This window comes from Azospirillum sp. Sh1 (assembly GCF_008365135.1).
GTDB lineage: Bacteria > Pseudomonadota > Alphaproteobacteria > Azospirillales > Azospirillaceae > Azospirillum > Azospirillum oryzae.
Map to the genome: position 1 here is coordinate 1 of NZ_VTTK01000011.1, position 16,142 is coordinate 16,142.

At 65.2% G+C, this 16,142-nt stretch carries 13 protein-coding genes and 1 tRNA gene; 2 read left to right on the plus strand and 12 right to left on the minus strand.

Annotated elements, in window-relative coordinates; genetic code table 11:
- The first annotated feature begins 122 nt into the window (after positions 1-122).
- Positions 123-199 (plus strand) — tRNA-Met (locus FZ029_RS13255).
- A gap of 158 nt (positions 200-357) precedes the next feature.
- On the opposite strand, the gene FZ029_RS13260 is transcribed toward FZ029_RS13255, so the two are convergent.
- The 6 genes from FZ029_RS13260 to FZ029_RS13285 form a co-directional block, all read right to left on the minus strand.
- A complete protein-coding gene (locus FZ029_RS13260; protein WP_149269656.1) occupies positions 358-864 on the minus strand; it encodes an AraC family transcriptional regulator in 507 nt (168 codons plus the stop codon).
- 126 nt (positions 865-990) lie between these two features.
- Positions 991-2,106 (minus strand): FAD-dependent monooxygenase, encoded by a 1,116-nt coding sequence (locus FZ029_RS13265; protein ID WP_149269657.1) that lies wholly within the window; start codon positions 2,104-2,106, stop codon positions 991-993.
- Between the two features lie 15 nt (positions 2,107-2,121).
- Positions 2,122-4,392 (minus strand): molybdopterin cofactor-binding domain-containing protein, encoded by a 2,271-nt coding sequence (locus FZ029_RS13270; RefSeq protein ID WP_149269658.1) that lies wholly within the window; start codon positions 4,390-4,392, stop codon positions 2,122-2,124.
- Entirely contained in the window at positions 4,389-4,880 is a 492-nt protein-coding gene (locus tag FZ029_RS13275; protein ID WP_149269659.1) for a (2Fe-2S)-binding protein, read from the minus strand. The genes FZ029_RS13270 and FZ029_RS13275 overlap by 4 nt, the downstream gene beginning before the upstream one ends.
- Positions 4,877-6,184, minus strand: a complete 1,308-nt coding sequence (locus tag FZ029_RS13280; protein WP_149269660.1) for a cytochrome c — start codon at positions 6,182-6,184, stop codon at positions 4,877-4,879. Before FZ029_RS13280 ends, FZ029_RS13275 begins: the two co-directional genes overlap by 4 nt.
- 229 nt (positions 6,185-6,413) lie before the next feature.
- The gene (locus FZ029_RS13285; protein WP_246799094.1) at positions 6,414-6,914 is read right to left on the minus strand and encodes an Lrp/AsnC family transcriptional regulator; all 501 of its coding nucleotides are present in this window, start codon (positions 6,912-6,914) and stop codon (positions 6,414-6,416) included.
- 239 nt (positions 6,915-7,153) lie between these two features.
- On the opposite strand from FZ029_RS13285, the gene FZ029_RS13290 reads away from it, so the two are divergent.
- Positions 7,154-8,032: a helix-turn-helix transcriptional regulator gene (locus tag FZ029_RS13290; RefSeq protein WP_149269661.1), complete on the plus strand. Its 879-nt coding sequence runs from the start codon at positions 7,154-7,156 to the stop codon at positions 8,030-8,032.
- Positions 8,033-8,129: 97 nt separating this feature from the next.
- Here the strand turns inward: FZ029_RS13290 and FZ029_RS13295 are convergent, their stop codons facing one another.
- The 6 genes from FZ029_RS13295 to FZ029_RS13320 form a co-directional block, all read right to left on the minus strand.
- Positions 8,130-9,485 carry an MFS transporter gene (locus FZ029_RS13295; protein ID WP_149269662.1) on the minus strand — a complete coding sequence of 452 codons (1,356 nt, stop codon included), beginning with the start codon at positions 9,483-9,485 and terminating at the stop codon, positions 8,130-8,132.
- Positions 9,486-9,596: 111 nt separating this feature from the next.
- The gene (locus FZ029_RS13300) at positions 9,597-11,414 is read right to left on the minus strand and encodes a DUF1302 family protein (RefSeq protein ID WP_149269663.1); all 1,818 of its coding nucleotides are present in this window, start codon (positions 11,412-11,414) and stop codon (positions 9,597-9,599) included.
- Positions 11,415-11,661: 247 nt separating this feature from the next.
- On the minus strand, positions 11,662-12,192 hold the full coding sequence (locus FZ029_RS13305) for a flavin reductase family protein (protein WP_149269664.1): 531 nt from the start codon (positions 12,190-12,192) through the stop codon (positions 11,662-11,664).
- Between the two features lie 92 nt (positions 12,193-12,284).
- Positions 12,285-13,415: a 3,4-dihydroxy-2-butanone-4-phosphate synthase gene (gene ribB / locus FZ029_RS13310; RefSeq protein ID WP_149269665.1), complete on the minus strand. Its 1,131-nt coding sequence runs from the start codon at positions 13,413-13,415 to the stop codon at positions 12,285-12,287.
- Between the two features lie 21 nt (positions 13,416-13,436).
- A complete protein-coding gene (locus FZ029_RS13315) occupies positions 13,437-15,365 on the minus strand; it encodes an AMP-binding protein (RefSeq protein WP_247892294.1) in 1,929 nt (642 codons plus the stop codon).
- A complete protein-coding gene (locus tag FZ029_RS13320) occupies positions 15,346-16,134 on the minus strand; it encodes an enoyl-CoA hydratase-related protein (protein WP_149269666.1) in 789 nt (262 codons plus the stop codon). Before FZ029_RS13320 ends, FZ029_RS13315 begins: the two co-directional genes overlap by 20 nt.
- Positions 16,135-16,142: the final 8 nt, after the last annotated feature.

Genomic DNA, 16,142 nt, shown 5'->3' on the forward strand with positions numbered 1-16,142 from the left:
TGGTACTGCGTCTTAAGACGTGGGAGAGTAGGTCGCCGCCAGGTCACTCAGCCTCAAGAGACGCATAACACGAAGCACAAGCTTGCATCTTCACCGTCCATCACCCCATATCTTCAGACATCCGCGGGGTGGAGCAGCCCGGTAGCTCGTCAGGCTCATAACCTGAAGGCCGCAGGTTCAAATCCTGCCCCCGCAACCACCGACACTTGACAGCCCGCCTCCAACGAGGCGGGCTGTCGGCGTTTGGGGTCCACTTCGGCGCACGCCTCCAGGATCGTCACCAGGTCGCCATGAAGCTGCGCCTAAAGCCCCACTGTAGCGAACTGCCCGACGCCCGGCTGGAAGCGCTGCACCGTGTTAACGTCGCGCCGCCTTGCGCCATCGCATCGGTGTCTGGCCGACCGCCCGGCCGAACAGGCGCGTCAGATGGGCCTGATCGGAAAAGCCGCAGGTGCAGGCGATCTGACAGAGCGGCTCGTCGGTTTCCAGCATCAGGCGCTGGGCCAGTCTCACCCGCCGTTCGACGATGTAGGCGTGGGGTGTCTCGCCCGTGCTGACCTTGAAGGCGTCGGTGAAGCGTCCGCTGCTGAGTCCGACGAGGGCGGCCAACGTCTCCACCCTTATCGGCCCGGCAATGCTGACCTCGACATGTTCGGTCACTCGGCGGAGCTGCCAGGAGGTCAGTCCACCTCTGGGCTGGGACGGTGTGGCGATGGCCGCCGGCTCGTTCCGCCGGTCCCCAAACAGGGAGGCGAGCCGGTCGAGGCAGAGCCGCGCGCCGTCGGGATCATGGTCGAGCACGGCAAGGGCGCGGGTCACCAGGGTGGCGACTGTCCTGTCATCGGCGGCGACTGGTTGAAGCATCGGGGGGCTCCCTGCGTGACATGGCGTGCGGGGAGTTTGGCCGGCTTGGGGTGCATCGCGGAATCGCACGCTGGGGTCGCCGGCCCCGTGCCATGGCCTTACGGTTGCTAGCCCTTGGTGTGATGTTCACTCCAGCATCGCGCCCAGCCGGCGCCCATAGGCGGCGATGGCGGCGCCGGCGGGATGGCGCTCCTCGTTATAGGCTTGCAGGGCGGTCTCGACCTCCCGGTGGGCGGACAGATGCCGAGCCAGTGCCATCGCGTCGCCCGCCGCCTTGGCGACGCCCATCGCCGTGTGCGGACGGACCACAAAGGCTGCGTCCCCCAGCAGAGCCACCCGACCGCGCGTCATCGCCGGCACCTCGTAATCGAAGATGGCCTGGACGAAGGGGCGTGGTTCCGCCGCGATCGCCGCCGCAAAGGGCGGCGGCAGCTGGTCCGCCGCATCCTGCCGCAGCCTCGCAGCCAGTGTCTTCGACACTTGTCCGGGCGCAAGCGAATAGGGATGGTGGCGTCCCTTGGGGTCGGTCAGCAGTGCCGGCAGTTCCGCCGCCGCCACCCGCCGGTACCAGACCCAGTTGTAGCGCCGCTCCCCCACCGCAGTCTCCGCCGCCGGCCCGGTGACCAGATAGCCCAATGTGTGCGATTGCGGCATGTCGTAGAAGGCGAAGCGCTCCAGCAGGATGGCGGCCTCCGCCGGCAGATCTCGTTCCGGCACCAGCCCGCGCCAAGCGACATAGCCGGCATAGTCGTTGGCGGCGTGCCTGCCCGCCACCGCGCAACGGACGATGGAGCCCAGCCCGTCGGCACCGATCACCAGATCGGCCTCCTCCCGGCTGCCGTCGTCGAAGCGCAGGCTGGCGGAGGCGGCATCCTGCTCCACTCCCAGGACGGTTCGGCCCAGGACATAGGCGTCGTCGGGCACCTTGCCGCGCATCGTGGCGTATAGATGGTCCCAGGAGATCTGCAACTGCGGCGTCGCCTGCCGGTGCCGGATCTCGCCGGTGCGGTCGAGGAAGATGCGCTCGTGGGCGACGACGCCGACATGGGCCACATGCTCGCACCCCACCGCGCGCAACAGGGCGAACAGGTCGCGCTGGCCGACCAGCCCGGCGCCACGGCCGGCGAGCCCGCCGCTGGAGCGCTCATAGAGGCGGACGTCGTGCCCCTCCTGCCGCAGCAGGGCGGCGACGAACAGACCGCCGACGGAGCCGCCGACGATCCTCACACGCAGGGTCTTCATGGTCTTTTTCCCTTCTCATACGGGACCGAGTGCGGCCTTGAGCCGTTCGGGGCTGAGCGGCATGTCGCGCAGGCGTACGCCGGTGGCATCGGCGATGGCGTTGGCCAGTGCGGCGGCGGACGGTCCCTGCGCCGCCTCGGCCGTGCCGAGGAAGGGTGCGCCGGGGCGGTCCATCACCACCACATCCACCGATCCCGGCACATCGTCGAAGCGCAGGATGGGATAGCTGCTCCAATCGAAGCTGACACGGCGGTCGGCTGCGAAGCGCACCGCTTCCCGGCCGGTCCAGCTGAGCGATTGCACCAGCCCGCCCTCGATCTGGTTGCGCACGCCGTCGGGGTTGGCGGGCTGGCCGCAATCGACCGCGGCGACCGCGCGGCGGACCAGCGTCCGGCCGGTCTCGCGGTCGACCTCCACCTCCATCGCCACAGCGCAATAGGCGCCGAGATTCTTGTAGCGGGCGAAGGCCATGCCGCAGCCGCGCCGGCCGTCGCCTTTCGGCCGTTTCGACCAGCCGAAGCGGTCGGCCGCCGCGTGCATCACGTCGCGCGCCCGCTCGTCCCGCATATGGTCGAGGCGGATCGCCAGCGGGTCGATGCCGGCCCCGGCAGCCAACTCGTCCAACATGCTTTCGATGGAAAAGACGTTCAGATGCGCGCCCAACGACCGCAGGGCGGAGACGCGCACCGGCATGTCCTTCAGGAAGTGATAGACGACATGGGCGTTGGCGAAGCTGTAGAGCGGGTTGGAGTTGCGGCTGCCGTCGCCTTCCGGCATCGGGATCGGCCTGCCTTCGGGAGCGGGGAAGGGCGGGTCGGCCTCGTTGCCGGCCAGAACGCCGCCGGCCCCGACCGGGCGGTTGTTGTGCGGGTTGCTCCAGACCGCGTGGCGCCAGGAGACGATTCGGTTATCGGCGCCGAGCGCCGCTTCCAACTCCGTCATCATGCCGGGGCCTAGCGGTTCCCAGCCGAACTCCTGCTCGCGCATCCATTGCAGGCGAATGGGGTGGCCGGGCATGGCCTTGGCGATCACCGCCGCGTCGGCCGCCACGTCGTCGGCGCCGTTCTGGCCGTAACAGCCGGCACCCTCTGCATGGATGGCGTGGACCTTCTCCAGCGGCAGCCCAAGCAGTTCGGCGACGACGCGGCGGACGTCGAAGGTGCCCTGGCTGTGGGTCCAGACAGTCATCGCGCCATCCACATACTGTGCGATGGCGCAGGACGGGCCGATGGAGCCATGGCTGATCCAGGGCCGGGTGTAGCGCGCCTTGACGCTGCGGACGGCCGGTCCCGCCGGATCGCTGGTATCCATGATCGGGATGTCGCGGGCCGGCAGCGCCTTCAGCGTCTCAGCCACGGCGTCGCCGGTTCCGTCCGCTGGTAGCGGTGACTGTGTTCGGGCGTAGGCTGCCCGTTGCAAATGTCGCAGGGCCTGGATCGCCGGCCATTGACGCTCCGCCACGACCGCCAGGAAGCCGCCCTGCCGGACGATATTCACCACGCCCGGCATGCGGGCGACGGCATCGAGATCAGGCGATTGCAGGCTGGTGCCGACGCTGGGACCGCGGACGACGCGGGCGTGCAGCATGCCGGGCAGGCGCATGTCGTGCAGATAGGCGGCACCGCCGGTCAGCTTTGCCGGGATGTCGACCCGCGGCAGTTCCCGGCCCAGCGTGCGGTAGTCCGACGGCCGGCGCAGCGGCGCGTCGGGCACCGCCTGCACATGCAGCGACAGCCGCGCCGCGACCTCGCCATAGGGCAGGGACCTGCCGTCCGGCGCGTGCAGCCTGCCGTCGCCACCGGTGGTCACCCGATCAGCCGCGACGCCCCAGTCGCGTGCCGCTTCTGCCGCCAGCAGCATGCGCACGTTGGCGGCGGCGTTCTGGATCGCGGTGCCGCTGTCCTGCATGGAATGGCTTCCGGCGGTCAGCCCCTCGTCCGGTGTCCGTTCGGTGTCGGCGGTGACCAGGGTGATGGCGGCGGGCGGGATGTCCAACTCCTCCGCCGCGACCTGGGTCAGAGCGGTGCGGATGCCCTGGCCCAACTCCACCTTGCCGGTGAAGACGGTGACCCGGCCATCGGCGTCGATGCGGATCCAGGCGTCGAGCCAGGGAGTGGATTTCAGGCTGCCTTTCAGGTCGGGCGCCACGACGGCCGGACCGGCGCCGCCCTCGCCGCCTCCGGCGAGCTGGGCAAAGGCTTTGGGCGCCAGGGCGAAGGAGACCACCAGGGCGCCGCCGGTCAGGAAGCCGCGCCGGGACAGGTCGGTGGGATGGGGGGTGCTCATGGCCGTGCCTCCTTCGCCGACTGGACGCCCTTGCGCATGGCGACGGCACGGCGGATGGCGCGCAGGATGCGCATGTGGGTGCCGCAGCGGCAGAGATTGGGCTGCATGTGTGCGCGGATCTGCGCCTCGTCCGGGTCGGGGTTGCGGTCGAGCAGGGCCTGCGCGCGCACCAGCATTCCGGCGATGCAGTAACCGCACTGGGCCGCCTGCTCATTTTCGAAGGCCTGCTGCAGCAGGCCGGGGGCCTCGGCGCTGCCCAGCCCCTCCACGGTGCGAATGCGGCGGCCGGCGACGGCGCCGACCGGCGTCAGGCAGGAGAAGGCGGGCTTGCCGTCGATATGGACTGTGCAGGCGCCGCACTGGCCGAGGCCACAGCCGTATTTGGCCCCGTTCAGCTCCAGGTCGTCGCGCAGCACATAGAGCAGCGGCGTGGCCGGGTCGACGTCCAGCGCGTGGTCGGCGCCGTTGACGGTGATGGTGACGGTCATGGCTGGGTGTCCTCCTTGCGGACCATGGCGGCCGCCGTCGCCAGCGATGTCCAGGCCGGACGGTCGCTGAAGCGGGATCGCAGATAGGCGGCGAGGTCTGCGATTTGCGCATCGGTCAGGCTGGCGGCAAAGGCGGGCATCGTCGGTCCGGCCGGTCCGGTGGGCGGGTGGACGCCTTGCAGGATGGCGCGGATCGTATTGTCGGGACGGTCGAGTTGCAGGGCGGTCACCGTCGGCAGGCCGGGACGGCCTTGGGTCATCATCGGTGCGCCACCCTCGTGGCAGCCGGCGCAGGCCCCGGCGAACAGGGTCGCGCCGGCGGGATTCGCCTTGGCCGCCTCCGCCGCGTGGTCCGGTGGAGAGGGCGTTTTCGGAGCGGCACGGTCCGCCGACAGCGAGGCGATGTAGGTGGCGATGGCGCGGACATCGGCCTCCGGTGCGCGGGACAGGCCATGCACCACCGGTCCCATCGGCCCGGCGGCGGCGCCATGGCGGCCGTCCACGCCGGTGCGCAGATAGGTGTACAGGCTGTCCGCCGTCCAGGGCACGGCGGTCGGGCTGGCGCCGTTCAGCGCGGGGGCGACCCAGCCCTCCGCCACGCCGCCGGAATAGGCGCCGTCGCCCGTCTCCTCGGCTCCGGCAAGGTTGCGCGGGCTGTGGCAGCCGCTGCAATGGCCCAGGCCCTCCGCCAGATAGGCGCCGCGGTTCCATTCCGCATCGCGGTCCGGCCTTGGGGTGAATTCCTCCTGATGCAGGAACAGCAGTTTCCAGCCGGCCAGCAGAGGCCGGAATCCCAGCGGGAAGATCAGGTCGTTCGCCTTGGCCGGGGCGGAGGCCGCCGGGCGGGTCATCAGGAAGGCGTAGATCGCGTCCAGGTCCCCGTCATGCACCCGGCGGTAATGGTCGTAGGGCAACGCGGGATAGAGATGACGGCCGTCACGCGACACGCCGTCGCGCATGGCGCGTTTGAAAGCCTCCTTCGACCATCCGCCGATGCCGGTTTCCGGATCCGGCGTGATGTTGGTGGAAAAGAGCGTGCCGAACGGCGTCGCCAGTGCCCGGCCGCCGGCGTAAGCGACACCCCTGTCGGCGGTGTGGCAGACGATGCAGTCGCCGACCGCGGCCAGCGCTGCACCACGGGACACCAGTTCGGTGGGGAACTCGGTGGCTTTGGGCGTGGGAACGGTGGGCAGGCCGCTTCGGTCGGCGATCCCCAGGAACGCGCCGACGCCGGCGAGGCAGGCCAATGCCCCACCGGCCGCCCATCTGCCTACCGCCCGGCCGGCCCATCGGGTTCGTTTCATGCTGCACCTCCTCTGGTCCGCCGCATGCGTCGTGGGCGGGCGGACAAGTCCAGGGAGGGTGCCGGAGTGTGCGGCAGTCGTATTGAAGAATGGGCGCCGGATTTTTGAACGAAACCCGCACGCCCCTACGCCGTTGGTTCAGCGGCTTCGGTTCGCTCAGCAGGGCAGGCGTCAGTTCGGAGCCGGCGGGGGGGATATCACCGCCTCGCTGCTGCCATGCCGGCCCATATCAAAAGCGAACGACGATCGTATCGGAGGTACTGATAGGCAGCGCCGTTTTGTAGGTTATCTGCTTCAGCACCAGGTTGGAACGGATGGTGGCGACGAATTCTATTTTCGACAGCTTGCCTGTTATCAGCTGTTCGAGTTCTTCGACATCGCGGACAATCACACGCAGCAGGAAATCGCAATCGCCTGTCATCCAATTGCATTCCATCACCTCGGGAATCCGCTCGACGGCATCCCGGAACTTCTCCAGCGCGGATTGCGGCTGCTTGTCGAGCGTGACCTGGATATAGGCATTGATTTCCAGCCCCATCGCCTTTGGATTCAGAAGGGTGACCCTTCGATCGATGATGCCGGTTTGCTCCAGCTTCTTCACGCGCGTGAGGCAGGGCGACGGCGACAGGTTGATTCTGCCGGCAAGCTCGACGTTCGTCAGATTTGCATCCTTCTGCAACTCGTTGAGGATTTTGATGTCCGTTCGGTCGAGCGTCAGCGTGTTCATCATGGTGACTCCCGGTTGTAATCTGGACGGATTTGCTTCGATCCGAAGCGAAGATCGGCAAGAAGTTCCGCGGAACAAACCCGTTTGGGGTCTGCACGCGCTTCCTTCCGCCTTTCTGGTGTTCATGCGGCAGATTGTATCCGAGGCCAGCCAATGGCAGAATCTATGGGATTGCCATTTTATGTCGCGAAACTGTCAAGTTTGAATTGCGGTTCGCTTCGCAATGCACGGAGGTCGTAATAGTGCCTAAATTTGCGCAGATCGGTGGGAAGTGGCCGGCAGTTTCGGCGACCGGCGAGGCCGTCTCACGGGTGTGGGATCTCACCGGCCTGCGCGTCAGCTTCACTGCGCTGGATCCTGACGACTTTGCCCGGCCGTTGGTCTCTTTCCTTGTCCAGCGCAATGTGGATGACGACGAGTTGCCGATCCACCAGCACCGGAAAGGCCAGCTGGTGGTGGCGGCGGAAGGTTCGGTCATGTGCCGGACGCTCGACGGGCTCCGGATCGTCCCATCCAATGGCGCGGTTTGGATACCAGGAGAGATTCCCCACAGCGTTTCCATGTCGGACAAGGGCAGGTCATACTGCGTTTTCATCAATCCGGAGATTTCGCCTCTGCCGAATTCCTGCGCCACATTTTCGATCAGTCCGATGTTGCGCGAGATGATCTTTCACCTGGCCAACCTGCCGCCGCTCTATCCCTTGGAAGGGCCGACGAGCCGTCTGGTGCAAGTCATTCTGGACGAACTTGCACAAATGAAGGCGGAGCCGCTCCACTTCCCGGTTTCCAACCATCCAAAGATTCAGCGCATCGCGGCCCAATTGCTGGAGGCCCCGGACGATCGCAGGACCATTCGGGAATGGGCGGCAGCGGTCGCCACGAGCGAGCGTACGTTGGCCCGGCTTATCCAGAAACATACGGGAATGCCGTTTGGTCGATGGCGCCAGCAACTCCACATCGTGATCGCCGTTCAACGGCTGTCGATGGGGGCTACCGTTCAAGCGATTTCCCAAGAACTGGGATATGATTCTCCCAGTGCGTTCACTGCCATGTTCAGGAAGCACATGGGACAACCTCCGCGCCGATACTTGCAGGATCGGGCGGAGGTCACGACGAACTGATAAGGCTCGGGGGAGTTGTCCGGTCGCAGCGGTCGGCGGAATGGTCGGTGACGGGCGTCGCGGTCGCCTGTGCAAACGCCTGTCACCGCTTGACCTGTCAGCTGACGATATCCTGTTTGATGCTCTTCCGCGCTATCATGAATGCCGCCGCCGCCAGGACATAGACCAGCGACGTGCTGATCAACCCCCAGCGTATGGCGTCACCGGACCCCAGTGATGGTGCGAGAAGATCGCTGATCAGGCCGACCGACAGCGGTCCAAGGCCGAGTCCGATCAGATTGGCAAACAACAGGAAGATGGCGGTGGCCGTTGCCCTGGTGCGCGGCCGCACCAGACTTTGTACCGCCGCGAAGATCGGGCCGTAATAGATGGACTGCAGCAGCATGGGCAAACTCAGAAGGCAAAGCGCCGCCACGGTGTCCGAGGTGAGATAGGTCGCGAAAAGCGCGAAGGGAAGGCACAGGGCCGCTGCAGCGGGAATGGTCGCGTAGGCATTCAGGTTGCTGCGCAGCGCGCGATCCGTCGACCAGCCGCCCAGCCAGGTTCCGGCAGCTCCGAAGATGCCGATGATCAGGCCCAGCACCGTGCCGAGAAAACCGGTGGCGCCCAGTTGGATTCCAGTGAGATCGTTCAGCCTGATCGCCAGATCGCTCAATCCATTCGCGTGATTGCGCAGAAAGAAGGAGCTTTGAAAGGCAAGATTGCTGAAAATCCCGAAGCTCATGGCCACCATTGCGACCGTGAGCCAGAAATAGGTTCGATTCTTGCCGAGTTCGTGCAGTGCCTCCTTCAGGGTGGGCGCGTTTTGCGCCTCGCTGGCGGCGAAGGAGGAGTCTCGCGGCTCGGGTAGAGTGAAATAGGCCAGAAGCCCAAGGATGATGCCGGGCACCCCGACCAACGCGAAGGATGCGCGCCAACCGAGCTTGTCCGCGATCAGGCCGCCGACCACCATCCCGACCAGGGAACCGGCCGGAATGCCCATGGAGAAGAACGCCAGCGCAGATGCCCGCTTTTCCCTGGTCGTGTAATCGCTGATCAGTGACTGGGATGCCGGCGTGCAGCCGGCCTCGCCAACCCCGACACCGACCCTGGCGAGGAACAGCTGGGTGAAGTTCTGGGCGACGCCACAGGTTGCCGTGAAAAAGCTCCAGGTGATCGCCGACAGCGCGATGATCCTGACCCGGTTCGCACGCTCTGCCCACCGCGCGATCGGAAGGGCCAGCGTCGCGTAGAAGATGGCGAAGGAAAGGCCGGTCAACGACCCCAGCTGCCAATCGGCGAGACCGAGTTCGCGCTTGATCGGCTCCGCCAGGATATTGACGATCTGACGGTCGACGAAGTTCAGCATGTAAACGAGGAACAACATGATCAAGGCATAGCGTCGATAGTGGATCGACAGGACCGTCGGTTTCGGCTGCAGCACCGATATCGTGGTCGTTGCGTCTTCGATCATACGGCAGTCTCCAAAAAGACCGGGCACAAGGGGGCCGGGTCGGTTTCGGTCGGAACGCGGTGTCGGGAGGCGCGGGGAATGCAGGCGGCCGGCCTGCGGCTCGGCATGCGGTCAGAATTTGACGCCGGTGCTGATGAGAAACACGTCACGGTCGGCGCGCGGGTCGTAGGGGCCGGCCAAGGTCGTCAGGTAGGTGAGGTTGAAGAGATAGCTGTCCTTGACCGTGCCATCGAGGGCGAGCCGGAGGATCTGGCGCCCCTGATTGAACGCGCCGTCATAGGACGTCCCATTGACGTCGTGGGCGAAGGCGACGGACGGCTTGAGGTTCACCCCCGGCAGAACGTCCTGATAGCTCAGGCTCGCCTGAAGGCGATACCCCCACGAGAATGGCGTCACGAAGCCCCTGGTGGTGCAGGCCTTGGGATCGGCCCCGGCCGCGCAGACGCCGTTGTTGGGGCCGGTTCCGAAAATGTCGGAGCGGCCATAACGGCGGAAATTGGGGGCCGGCAGATCGTGGACATATTTGGCGCCGACCTCGCCGCCGAGGGTCAAGGTGCCGCCGATCACGTTGCCGATGTCGCCCGATGCGGCGAGCTGCCCCTGGGTGACGTGAAAACGCTCGTAACCGGCGAACGGCCCGCCCAGGGGAACCGAGGCGAAATCCCGCGCCAGCACACCGGTTCCGCTCACGGCGGCCTGCAAAAGATCGGGGGCGTTGAAGCCGAGCGGCTGATTGAATTTATGATCGAGTTCGCCCGCGACCCGCAGCTTCATAGAGGGAACGCTGGTGGCGAAGCTGCCGGACAGCATTTTGATATTTTTGGGGTACTGGAACCGATAGGCCGGATTCAAGCCATCCGGATCTCCCGGCAGGAAGATGGCGCCGGTCCGGCCGGTCCGGTCGGCCTCGACATAGCCGGTCCGCGAGTGAATGTTGGTGAAGTGGAGCGAAAACCGGGTGCCGATGTCCGGCACCTGATACGAGGCACCGACACCGAACTGGCCGGCATCACCCGCCGTCCCGTCGCTGCGACGCTTCAGGAATCGCCCGGTTGCCAGCCCGTCGGCCGAGGACAAGGCATTGGACACCATGACCATGTCGCAACCCGGTGAGGCGTAATCGGCGGTGGCGGCGAATGTTCCGCAACCCGGCTGCGTCGATGTCGCCGACAGCAGCTGATAGAAGACGTCGAGGCTTGCGGTCTGCGATAGGTCGACCTTGCCCGACAGCGCCAGGAACGGCTTCGCTCCCTCCTGCGGCTGCAAGCCCGGCCGGGACAAGGCGGCGAAGTCGCGCGGGTTGATGTCACGGAGGCCGCCGGGAATTGTGAATGCCGGCCCCCATTCGATGGTCTGCTGGCCGGCCTTGAACGAGATGGGGAGCCCACCGGCGGAGAACCGACCCTTGACGTATGCGTCGGCGAGGGAGATGCCGCGGAATTTGGCGCCTTGCGAAAAACCACGGTCGGACAATGGGCCGCCGGCATAATTGTTCGGCAGGTTGCCCAGCGCGACATGCCCCTCGGCAAGTGTGTAGTCGTACCAGCCCTTTACGCGGGTGAAGACGCCCCAGCCGTCGGCGTTGTTGGCCTCGAAATCGACCAGCCCCTTGGCGACCGTGGAAACCGGATCACCTTCCCAATAATTCAGATTCCCGTCGTCGGAATTGACGCCCCCCGGTGCCGCACTTCTGATCCGGAACCGGGCACCGTCGCCGGCGGGAACCAGGGACGGGTCGATGGGGCTGGCGCGAATGGCCGTTCCGACGGTGACCACGGCCCGGATGCCACCCGACCAGTCTCCTTCCTTGAATTCCCAGGCATGGGCCGGCCATGCGATCGACAGGGCGGCAAGGATCGCCGCTTTCCGGCCTATGCCAATGCTTGTCCACCATGCGGCACGGGGTGCCGACAGACTCAGGTCCCCCATCTTTCCTCCCTTTGAAGATTTATTGGAGTTGAGACAAGGAAGCCCTTCCCCGATCTTTCCGGACGGGCCAGGGTTCGGTCTTCCAATTTTTCCTTGAGAGCACTCGGCATGGTCTCAGATGCAGGGCAATCGCATCTGAGGGTGGATCGCCAAAATCCACTTCGACTGTCCTTCTCCCCGCAAGGGGAGAGGGAGTTCGTCAACAAACAAAATCAAGATACGATGATGAGAACGCAGATGACCCGTACTATCCAACGGACTCGAAATATTCCATACGACCGAATTTGCCTGAGGAATAAATCAGAGGAACTTTATGTTGATTGTGGATCTGGGCGACAACGGCGCCGATCATGATCGTATGGGTGGCGACTTCCAGGGTGTCCTGTATTCTGCAATCGAAGCTGCAAACGGATTGGAGAAGGGTCGGAACCCCGGTGACCATCTCGCCCCATTCAGCGGGGGAGAAACGGGATGCACCCTTGCTGCCGTCCATCGCCGCAAAGCGTTCCGCCAGTTGGACCTGATCGGCGGAAAGGACGTTCCAGGAAAAGGCGCCGGTCCGGAGAATGACGTCGTGGGCTTCGGCACTGCGGTTGATGCAGGCAAGCACCTTTGGTGGATCGACGCACAAGGAAACCGCGGCGGTGACGGTCAGGCCACGCCTGTCGGCACCTTGGCCCGATGCCACAATGGAGACCGACCCCACGACGGAGCGCAATGCACTCTTGAAGGCAGCCGTCTCCACATGGCTTGGAACCGGAAAATCTTGTCCTGACATGGTGAACCTCACGCAAGGCAGTGGAATGGCATGCCGCCAACGCCGGTTGGCGCCGCGGGACTGGTCGTTTGGCACCTGTGTTGGACGCGGCGCTATGGGGTGGCGGAGGCGACCGGCAGCGTCCGGTGCTCCACGATGTTCAGCCCATAGCCCCTGAGCGCGACCGGGACATGCTGCGAGTTGGACAGAAGGATCATGTCGTGAATGCCGAGATCCGCCAGAACCTGGGCGCCGACGCCATAGTTGCGCAGCTCGGCCTTGTCGACGAGCGGCTCGCCCGACTTCACCCGAAGAAGCTGTGAGATCGCCATATCGCGGCTGAACAGCACGATTACGCCTCTTCCTTCGGCGGCGATCGCCTGCATGGATCGGGCGACGATATCGCCGCGATCACCGTTCTGGCCGAGCACGTCCGACAGGATGTCCAGCGCGTGCATGCGCACCAGGGTCGGCCTCTCGTCGATCACGCCCTTCACCAGCGCAATCGCTTCGGTCTCGATTGCCTTGATGCGGAAGGTGATGGCGCTCCATTCACCGCCCCATCGGCTGTCGAATTTCGCGGTGACGACACGCTCGACGTCATGATCGTGGCGGCGGCGGAAGGCGATCAGGTCGCGGATCGTGCCGATCTTGAGCGCGTGACGCTGGGCGAAGGCGACGAGATCGTCGAGACGGGCCATCGTCCCGTCCTCCTTCATGATCTCGCAGATCACGCCCGATGGATTGAGACCGGCAAGCCGCGCGACATCCACCGCCGCCTCGGTATGCCCCGCACGGACCAGCACGCCGCCGGGTCGGGAGACCAGTGGAAATATGTGGCCCGGCGAGACGATATGGTCGGGCCCCCTGGCGGCGTCGATCGCCACCGCCACCGTCCGCGCACGGTCCGCCGCGGAGATGCCGGTGGACACCCCCTCGCGCGCCTCGATGGAAACGGTGAAGGCCGTCCCGTGGCGGGTGCCGTTTTCCGTACTCATCAATTTGAGGCCGAGCTGATCGACCCGCTCCTTGCCGAGCGCCAGACAGATGAGGCCCTTGCCATGCGATGCCATGAAGTTGATCGCCTCGGGCGTCGCCATCTGCGCCGGGATGACAAGATCGCCCTCGTTCTCCCGATCCTCGTCATCGACGAGGATGAACATTCGGCCATTCCGGGCCTCTTCGATGATCTCCATCGTGGAGGACAGAAATGGATGGCGTGGGTTGCAGGACAGCATCGTCATGACATTCCTCCGATCACCGCATCACATGTTCGACAGCGCCTGACGGATCAGCGAATCCTCGGAATCGTCGTAGAGTGAATTTATCAGCGCCGCGTAACGCTCGTTCAGCACCTTGCGCCGCTTTTTCCTGGTTGCCGTCATGACCCCATTTTCGGCCGACAGCTCTTCTGGAAGAATCCGGAACGACTTTATCTGTTCGACCGGCGCCAGCCTCTGGTTCGCCTTGGCGACCTCCCCCTCGATCAGGTGGATGACGGCTTCCGACGAACAGAAATCCGAGTAGTCGTTTATCGTTTCATTCCGCGCCTTCACCCAGTCCATCATCGCGATGCGGTCGACCTCGATCAGCGCCACGAGGTATTTCCGTCCGTCACCGCAAACAGCGGCTTCCGAAATGTACGGGCTTCGACGCAGTTCGTTCTCGATCTGCGCCGGACTGATCGACTTGCCGCCGGAGGTGTTGATGATATCCTTTTTCCGGTCGATGATCGCCAGTTGGCCATCGGGCCGGACCTCGACGATGTCGCCGGTATGGAGCCATCCGTCGCGCAGAGCCTCCAGCGTGTCGTCAGGCTTGTTCAGGTAACCCGTGAACAGACCCGGTCCCGTCACCAGCATTTCGCCGTCGCCGGCGACCCTCGTCTTCCAGCGCGGATCGGCGATCGGAACGCCGATCGTGCCGGGCTTCGACCAGTCCCGCATCTGGCCGGTGTTCGCTCCGACCAGTTCGGTCTGCCCGTAGACCTCCTTGAGGTTCACCCCCCATGTCTGCCACAGCTTCACGACGTCCGGCGGCATCGGCGCGGAGGCGGTGTAAGCGTAACGGAGCTGGTCCAGACCGATCTCCGCCAGGAGCGGAAGGAAGACCTGATCGCGGCAGGTCGCGAAAAGCGCCTGGAGAAAGGGATCGTCCGGACCGTCCGCCTGTCGATCCGCCAGCGCCTTCTGGGCGATGGACATCGCGAAGCGGTAGGATTTCTTGCCGATCGAAGCCGACGCATTGATCCTGCTGACCAGTTCGGCGGCGTAGCGTTGATAGAAGCGCGGCGGCGCCATCCAATAGGTCGGCTTCACATCCCGGATGGTCGTCGCGAAGTCCGCTCCGGTCTCGCCGAAATAGGGCGTGACCTCGCTGATGAGAGGAAGAACGATCCCCTGCCCGAGCCCGACGACATGGGAGAGGGGGAGATGGACGACCACCCGCTGGGGTTCGCGGAAAAGCCCCGGGCAAAAGTGTCCGACGGTCGACAGACCCTCGATCAGCGACCGGTGGGTGAGGATCGCGCCCTTGGGATTGCCGGTCGTCCCGGAGGTGTAGACGATGCTGGCATTGTCTTCCGCACGCGCCATGGCTGCCCGCTCGTCGAGCAGCGACGCACAGTCGGAGGACGAGGCGGAAAGCCGCTGCAGCGAGACGATGTTCTTCGATGACGGAACCGCAGGATCGAAGACCACGATCTTTTTCAGCGTCTCCGCCTGCCGGCTGCGGAGAAGGATGGCGAGTTCCTTCTCTCCGGCGACGAAGGCGAACTTGCTCCCGGAATCCGCTAGGAAGTACTCCACCTCCTCCGTTGAAGAGGTGAAATAAATCCCGACCGCCACGCCGCCGGAACAGACCGTCGCCATGTAGGCGACCACCCATTCCTGCGAGATGTCCCCCATGATGGCGACGTGGTCCCCCTTTTCCAGACCATGGTCGAGCAGGGCGCGCGAAAGCGCTGCGACGTCCCTGGCAAATTCACCCCAGGTCGTGGCGTGCCACGTGCCGGCACGCTTCTGGAAGAAGGCCACGGCCTCGCCCCTGCGATCCCGGCGGTCACGCAGCAGCGACGCCAGCGTCCCGTCTTCATGCACAGTCGGCGACGGGGCGATTGCGGAGGGGGCAATCGTGGGCAGGACGGGCAGGGAAAGGGAATGTGGCCCGCCCATCTCAATGGCCGCCTTCTGCAAAGCGTTTGCGCTTCTCGCGGAAGGCGGCGACGGCCTCCTTGCGCTCAGGACTGTGGAAGGTGAGCATCTCGTGCGCCATGGCGGTGTCGAGATTCAGATGCATCTGATCCTTGATCAGCTTGTTGACGGCGTATTTGGTCCAGACGATGGCGTCGCGGGGGCCGGATGCGAGCATCTCGGCGTAGCGGACCGCATGCTCGACGACGGTTCCTTCCGGCACGACCTTGTTGATCATTCCGGCCGCCGCCGCTTCCTCCGCCGAAATGAAGTCGCCGGTCATCAGATAGTGCTTAGCCCGCACCGGCCCCAGAAGGAGCGGCCAGATCACCGCACCGCCGTCGCCGGCGACGACGCCGGCCGTCACGTGCGTATCGGCGAAGCGGACGCCGGGCTGGGCGAAGACGACATCGCAGAACAGGGCGAGCGTGGCGCCCAGGCCGACGGCGACGCCATTCACGGCGGCGATCAGCGGGCATTCCAGTTCGAGCATGTTGCGGATGAGATGGCGCCCGGAGCGGGTGGGCGAAATCGGCCCAAGAGTGTCATCGAGCGCGTTCTGATCGCCGCCGGAGCAGAAGCCGCGCCCCGCACCGGTCAGGACGACGGCCTTGACCGTCCGGTCGTTGTCGAGATCCGCGAACAGCTCTTCCAGCGCGGAATGCATCGGCCAGTCGATGGCGTTGAGGATTTCCGGCCGGTTCAGGGTGACGATGGCCACGCCGCTCGCGCGTTTTTCGACGAGCAGGCCCCTATAGGTCTTGTCGGTCATATGAGACT